Here is a 15,260-nt window from a genome sequence, read left to right on the forward strand (position 1 = left end):
ATTTCAACATACTTGAATTGTAAAGTTACTCTGTATATTCAAATACTTTCACCACTTTACGCACGCCTGCTGTATTGCGGGCGATATCGACAGCTAAATCTGCTTGCGAGCGATGGATAACACCAAGTAAGAATACTTCACCATTTTCAGTGATGACTTTAATGCGAGTCACATCTAAATCTTTCTCGTTTAACATGCGGCCCTTCACTTTGGTGGTGACCCAAGTGTCGTTGCTGCGTGTAGTGAAAGAAGTCGGGTTGCCAATGCGGATCTGATTGTGGATCTTGCCGCCTAGCTTAAGGTCTTGCACAACCTTGATGGCTTTATCCCTTAACATGGAGTTAGGGGCTTGGCCTATCATAAGCACATTGCCATTGACGGACACGCCAGTGATATTGGTTTGTTTTTTAAGATCTTCTTGCTCTAGCAGTGCGCTAGTTATCCTAAAATCCGTATTAGTATCATCAATCTGTGTCTTAACAGTGCGCTCATCATTGGCCATCATGGCGCCACTCACTGCGCCCACCATAACGGCACCGGCGCAGCCTTGTAGCAGCAAGCAAACCATTAACAGTGGGGCAGCGTGTCTCATTGCTGCTCGTCCTGCGGGAAGAGTGTGCGGTCGATGTTGTCACACAGGCAGTGGATCACCAGTAAGTGCACTTCTTGAATTCGTGCGGTGACGTTAGAAGGCACGCGGATTTCCACATCGCCCACGCTCAGCAGGCCAGCCATAGCGCCGCCATCTTTACCCGTTAGGGCAACGATAGTCATGTCGCGGCTTAATGCGGCTTCCATGGCTTTGATTACGTTACCTGAATTACCGCTGGTGGAGATTGCCAGCAGAATGTCGCCCGGTTGGCCTAAGGCAAAAATCTGTTTTGAGAAAATCTCATCATAGCTATAGTCGTTGGCGATAGCTGTGATGGTTGAAGTGTCAGTAGACAGGGCGATGGCCGGTAAGGGTGGACGCTCAATCTCGTAGCGGTTTAGCAATTCAGCTGAGAAATGTTGTGCATCGCCAGCGCTGCCGCCGTTACCGCAAGCAAGGATTTTATTGCCACCCAAAAGACAGTGCACCATCATCTCGGCCGCTTTGGCGATTGATTCTGGCAGTGCTTCGGCTGCATCGATTTTTGTCTGGATAGATTCAGTAAAGCTGTCTTTAATGCGTTCTAACATGGATAAATCCTTTCAGGATAAAGTGTTGCTATCATGCCATATTTCCACAAGCGTGTTGAGGCACAGACGTTAAAAATAATTTGTGGCGCTACTCTCGCACTATTGGCGCTTAAAAGGCATCGACGAGCCAATGAATTTGATCGGCTTCCATGGCGATGACATCGAAACGACAGGGCACATCGAGCCGATTGAGTTGCAAATAATGGTTGGCCGCTTTGCGAATCCGCGCTATTTGCGCCGTGCTTAAAGCCTGTAATGCGCCGCCATATTGGGTTGCCGAGCGATATTTTACTTCAACAAATACCCAATGGCTTTTATGGCGCATGATTAAATCAATTTCCCCAAACGGATAGCGGACATTACGTTCGACAAAAGTTAACCCTTGCTGTTCAAGGTAACGTTGTGCGTGCGCTTCTGCCTGTTGTCCGAGTGTCATAGCTGGCGGAAGCTGCCTCTTTGGTAACGTCCCCAGCTTAATTGGCGGTTTACTATGCCATCTGGGTTAACCGATAAAGCGCCGCTGCGGCCATTGAATTGGTAGCCCGTAAATGAGCGCATTTGCGCTAAGCGGCCGATCAAGTCCATTGCATCATAACCCATAACAAACAAACGTTTCTGGCTGTTATTCCAGCCCGAAAATAATGTGTTAACCATAAGGTTTTCTTCGCCGTTTTGCATCAGCCAAGGTGCATCACTTAAGGTGAGGTTATTTAAATCCTGCGCCGTTTGTGTGCTTTCGTTCTCAACTCGGCTGCGGCTTGAGGTATACAAGGGCACAGGTTGAGTGAATACGCTAAAGTTTACGTCGATAAAGGCCTTGAGCAGAGTCAGATCCTGCGGCGTTGAAATCATATAAATGGCATCAATATCTTGGCGTGAGCGGAAGTCAGCCTGCACTGAGTTACCCAGCAGCTCCTTGATGCGTGCGATGCGGGCTTGGCTATCACGTACGCCAAGGGCATCTTGCACTGTGGTTTTCATTTGGTCGCCGCCATCGTAGTAATAGACTTCGACGACGTTATCGCTCTTCTTTTTCCACGCTTGAATAAAGCTTTCGGCCATACGTTTGCCAAGGGCATCATTGCTGGCGAGCAGCAATGGCATAGTGACGCCATCTTGATATAAATGCTCGGCGGCATCGGCTGCTTCTTGGGCTGGTGATAGCGCAAAGTAGAATTTGTTTGGATCGGGGGTGAACTTATCAACTTGATTCAAAAACAGTTGTGGTACAGGCGCAGCTGCAACTGTATTAGCTGTTTTTTCAGGGTTAGCCGCATTGGTCAGCGCATTAGTGGTGGCAGTATTTGCTGCATTCATCACTTGTATTTGTTCGATTTCAGTCGGTAGTAATGGGCCAATAATAAACTCGGCTCCTGCTGTCAGTGCCTGTTGATAGGCACTCGCCGCATCGTTGGCCGTGTCGTAAAAATTCACTGCGACTTGGTCGTTTTGCTTTGCCATATAGCTAGCTAATATACCTTGGCGAATCGCATTGGCGGCGTTCGCTCTTGGACCCGTCAGCGGCAACAGCACGGCAATATTTTTCGGCGTAAATGGTTTAGCGTTTAAGGCTCTATCCAAATCGGCGGGCAGTTTGGCTGCAGCTGGGTGATAAGGATTTTGTTTCTGCCATTCACCTAAGTAGCGCACTAACTGGGTGGGATCGACGGCATAATGCTTAGCGATATAAGCCAGTTGTAACCAGCCCGCAAACACTGGAGTCTTAGCATCTTGGGTAAACGTCTTTATGGTTTGTTCGTGCATCGGCTGCAGCACTTGCCAAATGGTGTTATTCACTTCGTTGGCTTGGGCGGGGGGCAAGTAAGTTGTCAGCAAACTCAACTCGCGCACTTGTTCAATTGGCTGTTTATTCAATTGATATAAATGCGCTTTGAATTGGTGATAGGCCGTCATTTGCCAGCTTGGCAGGCTCCAACTACTTGGATAATTTAAGGTTTTAAGGGCATCACTGTAGGTGGACGTATGTTCAAGTGCACGTGCAGTTAAATATTTATGTTCGGCCAGTAATGTAGGGCTCTGAGTTAAGCTCGGCTGTATCGATTTAAGTAGCTTCTGCGCCGCCGCATAGTCATTGGCATTAATATAGGCATGGGCTGCTAGCAGCAGATTAGTATCGCGCTGCTGCGGGTCTTTGCTATTGGCCGCTTGCGCCAAATAGACATTTGCCGCCAAAGGTGCGGATGCTAATGAGGTAGCCACTGTGGCGGTTGTTCCAGTGGAATTGGGCGATGAAACACCACAACCCGCCAAGATTACCGATAAAATGGCCACGGAAACGAACTTAGTTGTATTCAGGCTTTTTAACACTGGGCTTCACTCTGGTAAGATGCGGCCTCTAGTTTAACCTTCTCTCGCGCTTGACGAAAGTCTTGGCACTGTCATTACAGAGGTATATATGGACCAAAGCGTCGCACTCTACATAGTTCCTACTCCCATAGGTAATTTGGGCGATATGAGCTCACGGGCAATAGAGGTGCTGAATCAGGTTTCATTGATCGCCTGTGAAGACACTCGCCACAGCGGTAAGTTATTGAGCCACTTTGGCATTACCACTAAAACCACGGCTTTGCATGACCACAACGAGCGTGCGCGTGCCCAGTGGATTGTCGATCAGCTTGCCGCTGGACAGTCGATAGCATTAATTTCTGATGCGGGTACGCCGTTGATTTCCGATCCGGGTTACCACTTAGTCTCCCATGTGCGCCAATCTGGGTTTAATGTGATCCCTCTGCCCGGCCCTTGCGCGGCGATTACCGCCCTGAGCGCCTCTGGTTTGCCATCGGACCGTTTTTCTTTCGAGGGTTTTCTGCCATCAAAAGAAAAAGCTCGCGCTGATAAGTTATTGGCACTGAAAGAAGATCCGCGCACGCTGATTTTTTATGAATCACCGCACCGCATCGAGCATAGCTTAACGACTATGGTCGAAGTGCTGGGCGGCGATCGCCATGTGGTGATGGCGCGCGAAGTGACCAAAACCTTCGAAACCTTTTTATCTGGCCCTGTCTCAGAAGTGCTTGCCACCGTAAGTACTGACCCGAATCAGCAGAAGGGCGAAATCGTGCTTATGGTGCATGGTTACCATTTAAGTGATGACGAAGCGATTCCCACGGTCGCCATCAACACGCTCAAGCTCTTATGTGAAGAATTGCCATTGAAGAAAGCCGCTGCAATTGCCGCGCAAATTCATGGGCTTAAAAAGAATGCTCTGTATAAATATGGGCTAGAGTCTGATTTATAAGCGCTAAAACGGCCGCGAGCGGATTATCTGTGGTGCATCAGGGTGGCTTAGGCTATAATCCGCGCCGAGTTGGCCAGACAGTCGCCGCGTTCGCAAGAACGGGGAGGAAAGTCCGGGCTCCAAAGAGCGGGGTGCCAGGTAACGCCTGGGCGGTGCGAACCGACGACAAGTGCAACAGAGAGTAGACCGCCTGCCTGATTTATTAGGTCGGTAAGGGTGAAAGGGTGCGGTAAGAGCGCACCGTGCGGCTAGCAATAGTTCGTAGCAAGGTAAACTCCACCCGGAGCAAGACCAAATAGGGTTCCGTATGGCGTGGCTCGCGTTGGAACCGGGTAGGTCGCTTGAGCCTGTGAGCGATTGCAGGCCTAGATGAATGACTGTCCAAGACAGGACCCGGCTTATCGGCCAACTCACCTCATTCAATAAAAAGCCCGTTTGTCGTAATGACAAACGGGCTTTTTGTTTTTTAACTGTTGCAGTTTTAAGCGACCGTTACTTGTTAAATTATTAAAAATCAAAGTATTGAATTCCCCGTCCGTATCCAATCTATATCCTATCTAGTTGTCTGTTTAGTTGCTCCCTTTATCAACCTTCGCTGCAGGTAAAAATTACCCTATGTAGGTAACATCTACCGTTAACTGAGGGCAAGGATATAAATGATTTTAATCTAAGCTTTTGTTTTTATCTGCTTATATCAATTGGCTTAGCCATTGCATTGGTTTAGATGCAAAGTGCAGCATTTTGTTGCATTGCACTCAGTTCACCAAGGAGTCTGACAATGGCCAGTTCAAAAAGTGTAACAGAACAAACTAATAGTAAAGATAACGGCGCGTTGAATTCACCAACCACAGCGAAAGCCAGCGAAGTGACGCATCATGCCGTTGACGCTGTGGCGGAGAAAGCCGCTGTTGCAGAGGATACTTTGCGTAAAACCGCCGCCAGCTCGCAGGAAACGCTGGCGCACAAGCAAGAGGAAATCAAACAGCAACTGCAAAGCTCTTACAGTAAAACCCGTGAGCTGGCAGCGCAAAATCCGCTGGCCACAGCTGGGATAGCGTTTGCAGCTGGTGTTGTGTTGACGGCCTTGTTACGCCGTCGTTAGGGTGGATTTATGCAAAACCGTGCACAGTCAGAGGCGCCAGAGCAAAGACCAGTCCAGCATGCATCCGCTGCCCAGAATAAGGTGGTTGATCAGGCCATTGAGCAATTGGCTGAAATAGCGGCACTGAGCAGCTCGGTGAAGCAGGCCTATATCAATCAGTTAAATTTGGCAGGAAAAATAGCAACGGCAGAATGGCAGTTAACGGGTCGCAGCTTGATTATTGCTGCGGCTTTGGTTGTCTGTTTTGGGACGGGTATTACCCTATTCTGGGGCAGTATTTTATTGCTGCTGGGCTATATGTTGTTTCAACTGAGCGGCTCGTTATTGATTACCGCAAGCGCGTTAGTGGTATTGCAGTTTGTGTTATTGATTTGGTGTTGGCGTAGCCTGAGCTATGTACTGTCGCAAGCGGGTTTTTCAAAGACTTGGCAACAGTTACGGTTGTTGTTTTCTACTCAAAAGTCAGCCAACAAACAACAGGAAGATCAACAATGCTAGTGCAAAAGTTACTTAAAAAGCCGCAATTAGAGCTCACTGTACTGACGGAGCAAGGTCGGCTGCAGCATGAGTTATTGCAGGTGAGGAAACAACAACTAGCGCAAAGCGGTCGTGCTTTTATTGGGTCGACACCTGGCTTAATCGTCAGTTTTAGCTTGGGATGTCTGTTTCAAATGCGCCACAACAGCACAGTAAAACTGCTGCGTAGCACCTTTGGTTTGCGTTGGATGACCAAACTCTAACTGCCCAGCCTTCCTATGGCGGTTAGCGTTTGGTTTTGTCGGATTTACAGTTCCTAAATCAGCGACTAAAAACTGCTTTTTACTAGGAATCGCCATTCCCAGCTGTTGACTGACTCGCCGCCCGTATAAGGGAGTGAAAAATCGATATGGGCGACGTTGCCGTAACTGGAGCGAGAGGAATAAATCCGCGCGCCTATGCCTATGCTCCCCAGTGGACCGCTGACTTCGTTATTCTCGGCGAGTTGGCCGCCGGAGGCTTGGCCCAGATCGGCAAACACTGCCCAGCCTAATTCAGCCAGTTGGTATAAGTTGATATTGGGGTAGTTGCGTATCTCGGCGGTCAGTAACCACTGATTGTCCCCTTGTTGGTATTCGTTGGGATAGCCGCGTACGCCAGTTTCATCTCCCAGCCCTTTGCTCAGATCCAGATAAGTGTTCTTTGAAAGGCTAGCCCATGCTTTGCCGTAGGCTGTCCACTTAGGATTGATTTGATAGAAGTATTCGGCTTGGATATCGACCTTGTAAGTGTCTTTTTGGGTTGTGCCGATTGTGCTAGTGCCGCCCATTTCTAACAGCCACAGTTGGTCGTCGAACTTATAGCCGCCAGTACTTTGCCAATTGACGTGGTAGCCGACAGGATTGTTATCTCCTATGTCGTTGGTTTCTATGCCGAGTTGCACATAGTGATGCCAGCCTAAGTTAAAGTCTTCGTTGTTAGATATCAGGTGAACGTTATTCAGTACGTGGAAATCATCTTGGATAAACTCGTAGGCGACCCAAGGATACATAAAGTCCCTGTCTTGAGGCAGCATCGAATTGGGGTAGAGATCTGAATTGGCAAACTCATGTTTGTCTTGGGTAACACCGGTAATAAAGCGAGAAAGATGCTCACTGTTTTTATTGATTAACCAACCGTATTTTAGATTGAGGTAGTCGACTGTGTGTTCGAATTCATTTATATCTTGCCCATTTTGTCGAATCGTATCGATACGGTTATCGTCTAAAAACTCAGCCGAATACATGATATTGGTATCGAGTGAATAGAAGGGCTTACTGACATAAACGTGTTTCGCTTGGCCGTCGCTATTGTCGTAAAACTCGGCAGCAACTGTGCCGTGTTCGATAATGCTCAGCGGAGCTTCGAACGCAAATTTATAGCCATTGCGGGACTCGTTGGACTGGTACTTGAGTCGAGTGCGAATACCTGTTCCGAGTAAGTTATCTTCTTTAACGCCGAAGGAATAGCGAGTGTCGCCACCTGAACTACTCAGGCTAGCAGTTGGCAGTAATGACCAGTTATCCCAGGTTTCGACGACAACGGATTCAACCGTGGGATCGGTATCGGCGAGGGGATCTTTTTCGGCAACATAAATTTTGGCGTCGCGGATATAGGGCACGGCCCGTAATAGCCGTTGCGATTCATCGAGATCTTTCTGGGTGACAGTATCATTTTCGCCGAAGGTCAGTTTATCGAGCACCACGTATTCTTTAGTGTTGATATGCAGGGCGTTCGCCCAGCGGTGGATGAAAAAAGCATCGGGATCGGATTCATCAAAAATTGGATTGTTAACTACGACAATCTTGCTGACTTTTTTGGTTTCTTGAGCCTGTGTTGCGGGATCGGCGAGCTTAGCGTCTTCTGCTTGGGCAGCACTGATAAGGCTGCCAACACAACAAGGTAGGATGCATGCATACTGAATGAATTTCTGCATAAAAGACCACTCCCATGAAATTGACGACTGCAGCGAAAATAGCTTCACTCTGCAATTCACAATTTAATAACACATGGAAAGTGGAGGCTAGTCAAGAAAACATTTTAATAAGTTTCTGATTTTACTTAAGGTTAGCTTAAGATTGTCTTGAGGTAGCGGCTGGGCGCGGGCTCCAGCCGAATTCACAATTGTTACAATGTTCGCCTTGGCGGCACGGCGACGTTGGCAAAAATCAATCCCGCGATCAGCGACATAAAAATCAAAAAGATTTGCGAGCCAATATGGGATTGATTGAGCATAGTCTCACCTGAGATTAAGGCATTGAGTCCGATATAGGTTTTACTGCCGGGCACTAAGATGACTATGCCTTGCAACAGGGCGATGGAGGCGGGAGCTTTCATCCAGCGGGCGAAGAGGTTGGAGTAAATCCCGACAGCCAAGGCGCCAAAGAAAATACCCACCGAATCACCAAAATAATGCCCGCCGAGCATGGCCGAGAAAAACGCCACTATCCCTGCTAATACGCCCCAAGGTGAATCTTGCATCCGCGCCTTGAAGATAAACACTAACGCCATAGATAAAATCGGCACCGCCGACCAAATTGCCCAGCGTGGCAAGCCTTCTGGCTCGATATGAATCGCTTCGCCAAAAATAGCCTTGCCAATAGCCATGCCGAGCACTGCGCCAAAGTACAGCTTAAACAGCAGCATGCTCGCATCCATGATACGCGCCGTGCCGGAAATCAAATCCCGCGCAGCGAGTTCGGCCAGACCTAAGGTTAAGGCTAAGCCGGGAATAAAAATAATGATCGAGGAGAGGATCACCACTGGGATATTAATGTTGGGATCGATGCGCGCTATGCCGCAGGCGGCGATAGCACAAAGAATGGTGGCGAAGGGTTCGAGCACTTCGGCCATGCGTGCCGAGCGTTCGGCGCGGTATACCAAACCATAAACGAATAAGCCTAATAACCCCGACCAAAATACATCGTTCCAACCTGTGCCCATCAACATGGCAAAGGCTGCGGCAGAAGTACCAAATGAAAAACAAGTTAACACTGGGCCATAGGGATTGGGTTTGTTGGCGATTTCTTCTAAGCGCTCTAAGGCCTCGGCCAAAGTGCGCTTGCCCGAAGTTAATTCATCGACTAATTCATCGGTGCGGGCGAGTGAACCTAAATCGAGTTCACCGGGCTTCACTCGAGCGGCATGGTTATATTCTTGATCGGTATCGTGTTGTAAAACGAAGGTCATCGAAGTTGGCGAGATAAGGAAGTAGCCTTCGATACCTAAGGTGCGCGCAACGGTTTGTAAGTGGGTTTCTAGGCGATAAGCGGGTGTGCCAAACTTATGCAATGCCTTGCCTAGCTTGATGATAAATCTGCGTTTTTCGATAAACTCGTCGTTATCCAATCGGGGTATTCGCTGTATAAAAAGTTGTAGGGATTAACGCGCGCATATTAACCTATCTTGTCTATAAAAGGTTAACGGCTTTTAACCTTAATACAAATAAATTGCTGAATTTTTGCAGCTCGGGCTATAGTCAGCTTTTTGATAAGGGGAATAATAGGTATGTCTTTGATGGTAACAGGTCTTTACGCTAGCCTCACAGGGCTATTAATTGTCGCTTTGGCTTATCGAGTCGTGAAATTAAGGCGAGGTCAGAAAATCGGCCTAGGCGATGGGGGTAACAATGCGCTCGCCTTAGCGAATCGTGTCCATGTCAACCTGATCGAAAATGCGCCTATCGTATTGATTCTCATGCTGGTGGCCGAAGCCGGTGGCTTACCTGTATTTTATCTCCATTGCTTTGGGACTGTGTGGATAGTGGCGCGCCTACTCCATGCTATCGGCTTAACCCAAGGCCAGGGCGGTTATCATTTTGGGCGTTTCTGGGGCGTATTGCTCACTTGGCTAGTGATTATCAGTTTGGCGCTGGTGAATTTGCTGCATTTTGCCCAAGGATTAGGAAAGGGTCTCTAGGCTGGTCGGTTTGGGCGGTCAATTCCGCCCTAAGCCATATCCATAGCGGATTTATGGGTATTAGGCTTCAGGCTCAAATACCCCGAAAAACGCCTTGATTGATGTTTTTTTAATCGCACTTATCCCCCATTGCCTGCTATACTCCGCGTCCCTAAATTGGCGTAACTTATTTTCAGTGGCGCCTTTATTTGACATTACGTTTTCGGGTCACAATCGATGCAAGTTGAATCCACACTCTTTAGTCATCCCAAGTATTGGGCTACAGGCGACAGCACTGCGCCTTTCTTACCTATGTCCCGCAAGGAGATGGATAAGCTTGGCTGGGATAGCTGTGACATTATCATAGTCACAGGCGACGCTTATGTGGATCACCCAAGCTTTGGCATGGCGGTGATCGGCCGTATGTTAGAGGCCCAAGGTTACCGAGTCGGTATTATTTCCCAGCCCGATTGGTCGAGTAAAGACGCCTTTATGCAATTGGGCCGCCCGAACCTGTTTTTTGGCGTCACCGCCGGCAACATGGATTCGATGATCAACCGTTACACCGCTGACCGTCGTTTACGTTCTGACGATGCTTATACCGCGGGTGATATTGGCGGGAAGCGCCCAGATCGCGCCGTGACTGTGTACACTCAGCGTTGTAAGGAAGCCTTTAAAGATGTGCCTGTGATCATTGGCGGTATTGAAGCCAGTTTACGCCGCATCGCCCATTACGATTATTGGTCGGATAAAGTGCGTCGCAGTGTGATTTTCGATGCCAAGGCCGACATTCTGATGTATGGCAACGCCGAGCGTCCTTTAGTTGAAGTGGCACGCCGCTTAGCTGCTGGCGAACCCATTAGCTCGCTGCACGATGTGCGTGGCACAGCGGTTATCCGTAAAGAGCCGTTACCCGAATGGCGCGGTATGGACTCGCGCAAGATTGACCAACTGCACAAGATAGAGCCGCTGCCGAACCCTTACGGCGCCGATGATGTGGGTTGTGCTAACTTGTCTGGTCCGTCGGATGTGAAGATATTCGATAACGAAGCCCCTAAACCAATTAGCGTTCAGCCGCCTAAACCTAAGCCATGGGATAAAACCTATGTGCTGCTGCCAGCGTTTGAAAAAGTCTCCGAAGACAAATATTTATATGCCCATGCTTCACGGATTTTGCACCAAGAGCAAAACCCAGGTTGTGCCCGTGCGTTATTCCAACCCCATGGCGATCGCGCCGTTTGGGTGAATCCGCCCGCATGGCCGCTTAATACCGATGAGATGGATGCGGTATTCGATTTGCCCTATCAGCGTATTCCTCATCCTATCTATGGCAAGGAAAAAATCCCTGCCTATGACATGATCAAGACCTCTATCAACATCATGCGTGGCTGCTTTGGTGGCTGTTCTTTCTGCTCGATTACCGAGCATGAAGGCCGAATCATTCAGAGCCGTTCACAAGAGTCGATTGTTAAAGAAATCAAAGATATTCAGGAAAAAGTGCCAGGCTTTACTGGGGTGATTTCCGATTTAGGCGGCCCAACCGCCAACATGTATCGTTTAGGTTGTACCAGCGAAAAGGCCGAAAAAACCTGTCGTCGTTTATCCTGTGTGTTTCCATCGATTTGCGGCCACTTAGGCACAGATCATAAACACACTATCGACCTGTATCGCGCGGCGCGTGCCGTACCTGGCATTAAGAAAGTATTGATCGCCTCTGGCGTGCGTTACGACTTGGCGATCGAAGATCCGGCTTATGTTAAAGAGTTAGTGCAGCACCATGTGGGCGGCTACTTAAAAATCGCCCCTGAGCATACCGAAGAAGGTCCGCTCAGCAAGATGATGAAACCCGGCATGGGCGCCTACGATAAGTTTAAAGAATTGTTTGACAAGTTTTCTAAGGAAGCGGGCAAAGAGCAGTTCCTGATCCCTTACTTTATTTCAGCGCATCCAGGCACGACCGACGAAGACATGGTGAACTTAGCGCTGTGGTTGAAGGAACGTAAGTTCAAGCTCGACCAAGTGCAGAACTTCTATCCGTCACCGATGGCGAATGCGACCACGATTTATCATACCGAGTTAAACTCGCTGAAAAACGTTAAGCACACCAGCGAAGTGGTCTCTGTGCCGAAGAAAGGGCGTCAACGTCGCTTGCATAAAGCATTGCTGCGTTATCACGATCCTGCGGGTTGGCCATTAATCCGTGAAGGCTTAACCGCCATGGGGCGTGAAGACTTGATCGGTAATAGTCCGCATCAGTTAGTGCCGCCAGAAGGTCGAAATGAGCGCGGACCTAAGTGGATGAAAGATGCCAACCAAGGCCAAAAAGCCTTTACGCGCTTCTCGGGTAATCAATTTGATGACCGCAAGGGCGATGGCAAATCTAAAGGTGCGGCTCAAGCTGGTACTGAACCAAAACTGGCCGCTAAAGGTGGAAAACCCGCCGCGAATGGCGCTAAGCCTGCCGGTTCTAAGCCCGCGGGAGCTAAACCAACTGGCGCTAAACCCAGCGGAGCCCATTCGAGCCGCCCTGGAGCGAAAGCGCCTTTCGGCCAGTCTGGTTTTAAGGCGGGCAGCTCTCAAGCGAAAAGCGGTGCTAAAGGCGGAAGTCCATCAAAGAGTGGTGGTAAACCTGCAGGTAAACCCGCTCAGGGTCGCCAACAGGCTAAGTAATCACTTTTAGCCATCACAAATAATGTGCAAAGGCCGCTCCAGACATAAGTTTGGAGCGGCCTAGCTAGTAAGATCACCCCGCTAAAAGCGTCCTAACTGGTATCACAGGGCGAACTATTATAAGATCTCTGTCTGATGCTTATGTCTACTATTTGTTTATATTCGATATTTTAGCTAAACATCTCACCAATCCCACGGCTTGTTAACTAACATTAGATACTATGAATAAAAAGCGTAGACCCAGTCTTCAAGATGTTGCAGATCAAGTTGGGGTCACCAAAATGACGGTGAGCCGCTATTTAAAAAATCCAACAAGGGTGGCGCAAAGCACCCAAGAAAAGATAGCTATCGCGCTAGAAACCTTAGGTTATATACCTAATCGTGCGCCGGAAATTTTGGCGCAAGCAACTAGTCGCGCCATTGGCGTATTGGTGCCTTCGTTAACCAACCAAGTATTTGCTGAAGTATTACGCGGTATCGAGAATGTGGCTGGTCAGCGCGGTTATCAAACTATGCTAGCTCACTACGGATATCAGCCCGAATTAGAAGAGGAGCGGGTGGCATCACTGCTCTCTTACAATATCGATGGCTTACTTTTATCTGAAAGTTACCACACACCGCGTACCGTGCGAATGATTGAAACGGCGGGCATTCCTGTCATCGAAATGATGGATAGCGTGTCGCCTTCGATTCAACAGTGTGTGGGTTTTGATAACACAGCGGCCGCATGCGAAATGGTTAAGGCCATGATTGAAAAAGGCTATCGCCACATCGCTTACTTAGGCGCGCGCATGGATATTCGCACTCAGCTTAAGATGCGAGGCTACGAGTTAGCGATGCAGCAAGCCAAGCTCACACCTTTGGCGATGACCACCAATGAGGCTTCGTCGTTTTCCTTGGGTGCGTCGTTATTGCAACAAACCTTAGCGAAATATCCCTATGTGGATAGCTTTTTTTGCACCAACGATGATTTAGCGGCGGGGGTGATATTTGAGTGCCAAAGACAAGGGATTAAGATCCCTGAACAAATTGGCGTTGCAGGGTTTCATGGCCATGATATCGGCCAATCTATGACGCCAAAATTGGCGAGCATTATTACCCCGAGAAAAGAGATTGGTCGAATGGCTGCCACTGAGCTATTAGACAGGTTAAATGGCAAAGAGAGAGCAGAATCGGTTATCGATCTGGGCTATCGTATTGATTTAGGGGAAACATTGTAGACTTCCCCTCGGTCTTTCGCTTAACGGCTAATGCTTGTCATCACAGGCTAGCGTTAAAGAAACGCAGAGATAATAACTGCGACTATGCCGCCCGTCGTGCCAATAATGGTTTCCATCACAGTCCAGGTTTGCAGCGTTTGTTTTTCTGATAATCCAAGAAAACGGTTAGCGAGCCAGAAGCCTGAGTCATTGACGTGCGAGAGCACAATCGAACCACCGCCAATGGCAATCGTAATTGCCGCCAATTGAGCCCCATCTAAGTTTAGTGGTTCAAGTATCGGGATGATAAGGCCGCAAGCCGTTAACATGGCCACGGTTGCCGACCCTTGGATCACGCGCACTGAAGCCGACAAAATAAATGCCAGTATCACAATCGGTAATCCCGAACCTGCCAGCATATTCCCTAACGCATCGCCGACACCTGAATCAATCAGCACTTGCTTGAACACGCCGCCAGCACCGGTGACGAGAATAATGACCCCAGCAGGTTGGAGCGCACTGCTACAGATTTCCATGATGCGGTCATTGGGAATGTTACGTCTCACGCCCAGCACATAGAATGCGATTAAACAGGCCAGCAAAATGGCAGTAAAGGGATGACCAATCAAGGCGAGCCAGTTATGCAGATCGGATTTTTCATCAATAAAGCGCGACACAACGGTTTTTAAACCGATAAGCAGCAGTGGGAACACCACAATACTGATTGATAGCGCGAATGAGGGGATAGGTCCGCCTTCTCGTTCGCCTTTTTCTTGCTGCTCGTGGGCGGGTAGATCAACATGGACTTTTTGCGAGATGAGGCTGGCAAAGAGTGGGCCGCCTAGAACCATAGCAGGAATGGATGCTAACAGACCGAAGACTATCATGTAGCCAAAGTCAGCATTGAGCTGGGAAGCGACCAAAATAGGCCCAGGTGCGGGGATAAGAAACGCCTGACAGGTGGCAATACCCGCGAGCAGTGAAATACCAATTTTAACGACGCTGCCACCCCCTTTACGAACCACAGCAAAGGCGATGCCAATCAGTAGCACCACAGCAACGTCGAAGAAGAGGGGGAGCGCACAGATAAAGCCTGTAAAAGTCATGGCCCAGTGGGCTTTGTCGTTACCAAATTTATTCAGCAGTGTATGGGCTATCTGATCTAGCGCGCCAGTCTCTTCCATTACTCGGCCAAACATGGCTCCCAAAGCGACCACTACCGCCACAAAGCCCAGTGTTCCCCCCATACCTTGTTGAATAGTATTAGTGATATCAGCTGGGTTCATGCCAGAGAAAAGGCCGGCAATGATCGACACCAGTATCAGTGATACTACTGCATGTAATCTCACTTTCATCACTAAGAACAGTAGCAGGGCAATTGAACCCAGCGCTGTCAGAATCAATGACATATCAGACATAAGAGGACTTTTCCTTG

At 48.7% G+C, this 15,260-nt stretch carries 14 protein-coding genes and 1 other RNA gene; 8 read left to right on the forward strand and 7 right to left on the reverse strand.

Translation table 11 applies throughout. The features are described 5' to 3' along the window. Window positions 1-25: 25 nt before the first annotated feature. The 4 genes from dolP to AYJ58_RS04225 all read right to left on the reverse strand — a co-directional run bounded on the left by dolP (window position 26) and on the right by AYJ58_RS04225 (window position 3,510). Entirely contained in the window at window positions 26-592 is a 567-nt protein-coding gene (gene dolP, locus AYJ58_RS04210) for a division/outer membrane stress-associated lipid-binding lipoprotein (protein ID WP_106649115.1), read from the reverse strand. Then, on the reverse strand, window positions 589-1,182 hold the full coding sequence (locus AYJ58_RS04215; RefSeq protein ID WP_006083530.1) for a phosphoheptose isomerase: 594 nt from the start codon (window positions 1,180-1,182) through the stop codon (window positions 589-591). Before AYJ58_RS04215 ends, dolP begins: the two co-directional genes overlap by 4 nt. 109 nt (window positions 1,183-1,291) lie before the next feature. Then, window positions 1,292-1,618, reverse strand: coding sequence for a YraN family protein (locus AYJ58_RS04220; RefSeq protein WP_106649116.1), 327 nt, complete (start codon window positions 1,616-1,618; stop codon window positions 1,292-1,294). Beyond that, entirely contained in the window at window positions 1,615-3,510 is a 1,896-nt protein-coding gene (locus AYJ58_RS04225) for a penicillin-binding protein activator (RefSeq protein ID WP_106649117.1), read from the reverse strand. The genes AYJ58_RS04220 and AYJ58_RS04225 overlap by 4 nt, the downstream gene beginning before the upstream one ends. A gap of 88 nt (window positions 3,511-3,598) precedes the next feature. Here AYJ58_RS04225 and rsmI point away from each other — a divergent pair, with 88 nt between their 5' ends. The 5 genes from rsmI to AYJ58_RS04250 all read left to right on the forward strand — a co-directional run bounded on the left by rsmI (window position 3,599) and on the right by AYJ58_RS04250 (window position 6,283). Further along, window positions 3,599-4,441 carry a 16S rRNA (cytidine(1402)-2'-O)-methyltransferase gene (gene rsmI, locus AYJ58_RS04230; protein ID WP_006084494.1) on the forward strand — a complete coding sequence of 281 codons (843 nt, stop codon included), beginning with the start codon at window positions 3,599-3,601 and terminating at the stop codon, window positions 4,439-4,441. Between the two features lie 65 nt (window positions 4,442-4,506). Continuing rightward, an RNA gene (rnpB, locus tag AYJ58_RS04235) (RNase P RNA component class A) lies at window positions 4,507-4,858 on the forward strand. Window positions 4,859-5,219: 361 nt separating this feature from the next. After that, window positions 5,220-5,543, forward strand: coding sequence for a DUF883 C-terminal domain-containing protein (locus tag AYJ58_RS04240; RefSeq protein ID WP_006083526.1), 324 nt, complete (start codon window positions 5,220-5,222; stop codon window positions 5,541-5,543). Window positions 5,544-5,552: 9 nt separating this feature from the next. Next, window positions 5,553-6,041, forward strand: coding sequence for a hypothetical protein (locus tag AYJ58_RS04245; protein WP_106649118.1), 489 nt, complete (start codon window positions 5,553-5,555; stop codon window positions 6,039-6,041). After that, window positions 6,035-6,283 (forward strand): hypothetical protein, encoded by a 249-nt coding sequence (locus tag AYJ58_RS04250; protein ID WP_106649119.1) that lies wholly within the window; start codon window positions 6,035-6,037, stop codon window positions 6,281-6,283. Before AYJ58_RS04245 ends, AYJ58_RS04250 begins: the two co-directional genes overlap by 7 nt. A 65-nt stretch (window positions 6,284-6,348) precedes the next feature. Here the strand turns inward: AYJ58_RS04250 and AYJ58_RS04255 are convergent, their stop codons facing one another. Together AYJ58_RS04255 and AYJ58_RS04260 are read right to left on the reverse strand one after the other, a co-directional pair. Next, window positions 6,349-7,995, reverse strand: a complete 1,647-nt coding sequence (locus AYJ58_RS04255) for a hypothetical protein (RefSeq protein WP_106649120.1) — start codon at window positions 7,993-7,995, stop codon at window positions 6,349-6,351. A gap of 191 nt (window positions 7,996-8,186) precedes the next feature. Further along, window positions 8,187-9,407, reverse strand: coding sequence for a threonine/serine ThrE exporter family protein (locus AYJ58_RS04260; protein ID WP_106649121.1), 1,221 nt, complete (start codon window positions 9,405-9,407; stop codon window positions 8,187-8,189). A gap of 159 nt (window positions 9,408-9,566) precedes the next feature. Between AYJ58_RS04260 and AYJ58_RS04265 the strand changes: the two genes are divergently transcribed. The 3 genes from AYJ58_RS04265 (at window position 9,567) to gntR (ending at window position 13,846) form a co-directional block, all read left to right on the forward strand. Further along, the gene (locus tag AYJ58_RS04265; protein WP_106649122.1) at window positions 9,567-9,977 is read left to right on the forward strand and encodes an MAPEG family protein; all 411 of its coding nucleotides are present in this window, start codon (window positions 9,567-9,569) and stop codon (window positions 9,975-9,977) included. Window positions 9,978-10,193: 216 nt separating this feature from the next. After that, a complete protein-coding gene (locus tag AYJ58_RS04270; RefSeq protein ID WP_106649123.1) occupies window positions 10,194-12,626 on the forward strand; it encodes a YgiQ family radical SAM protein in 2,433 nt (810 codons plus the stop codon). A gap of 221 nt (window positions 12,627-12,847) precedes the next feature. Next, complete coding sequence (gntR, locus tag AYJ58_RS04275; protein WP_106649124.1) at window positions 12,848-13,846, forward strand: gluconate operon transcriptional repressor GntR; 999 nt, start codon at window positions 12,848-12,850, stop codon at window positions 13,844-13,846. A gap of 53 nt (window positions 13,847-13,899) precedes the next feature. Here gntR and gntU read toward each other — a convergent pair whose 3' ends face one another. Then, window positions 13,900-15,243 carry a gluconate transporter gene (gene gntU / locus AYJ58_RS04280; protein WP_106649125.1) on the reverse strand — a complete coding sequence of 448 codons (1,344 nt, stop codon included), beginning with the start codon at window positions 15,241-15,243 and terminating at the stop codon, window positions 13,900-13,902. Window positions 15,244-15,260 lie beyond the last annotated feature (17 nt).

This window comes from Shewanella sp. Pdp11 (genome assembly GCF_002838165.1).
Lineage (GTDB): Bacteria > Pseudomonadota > Gammaproteobacteria > Enterobacterales > Shewanellaceae > Shewanella > Shewanella hafniensis.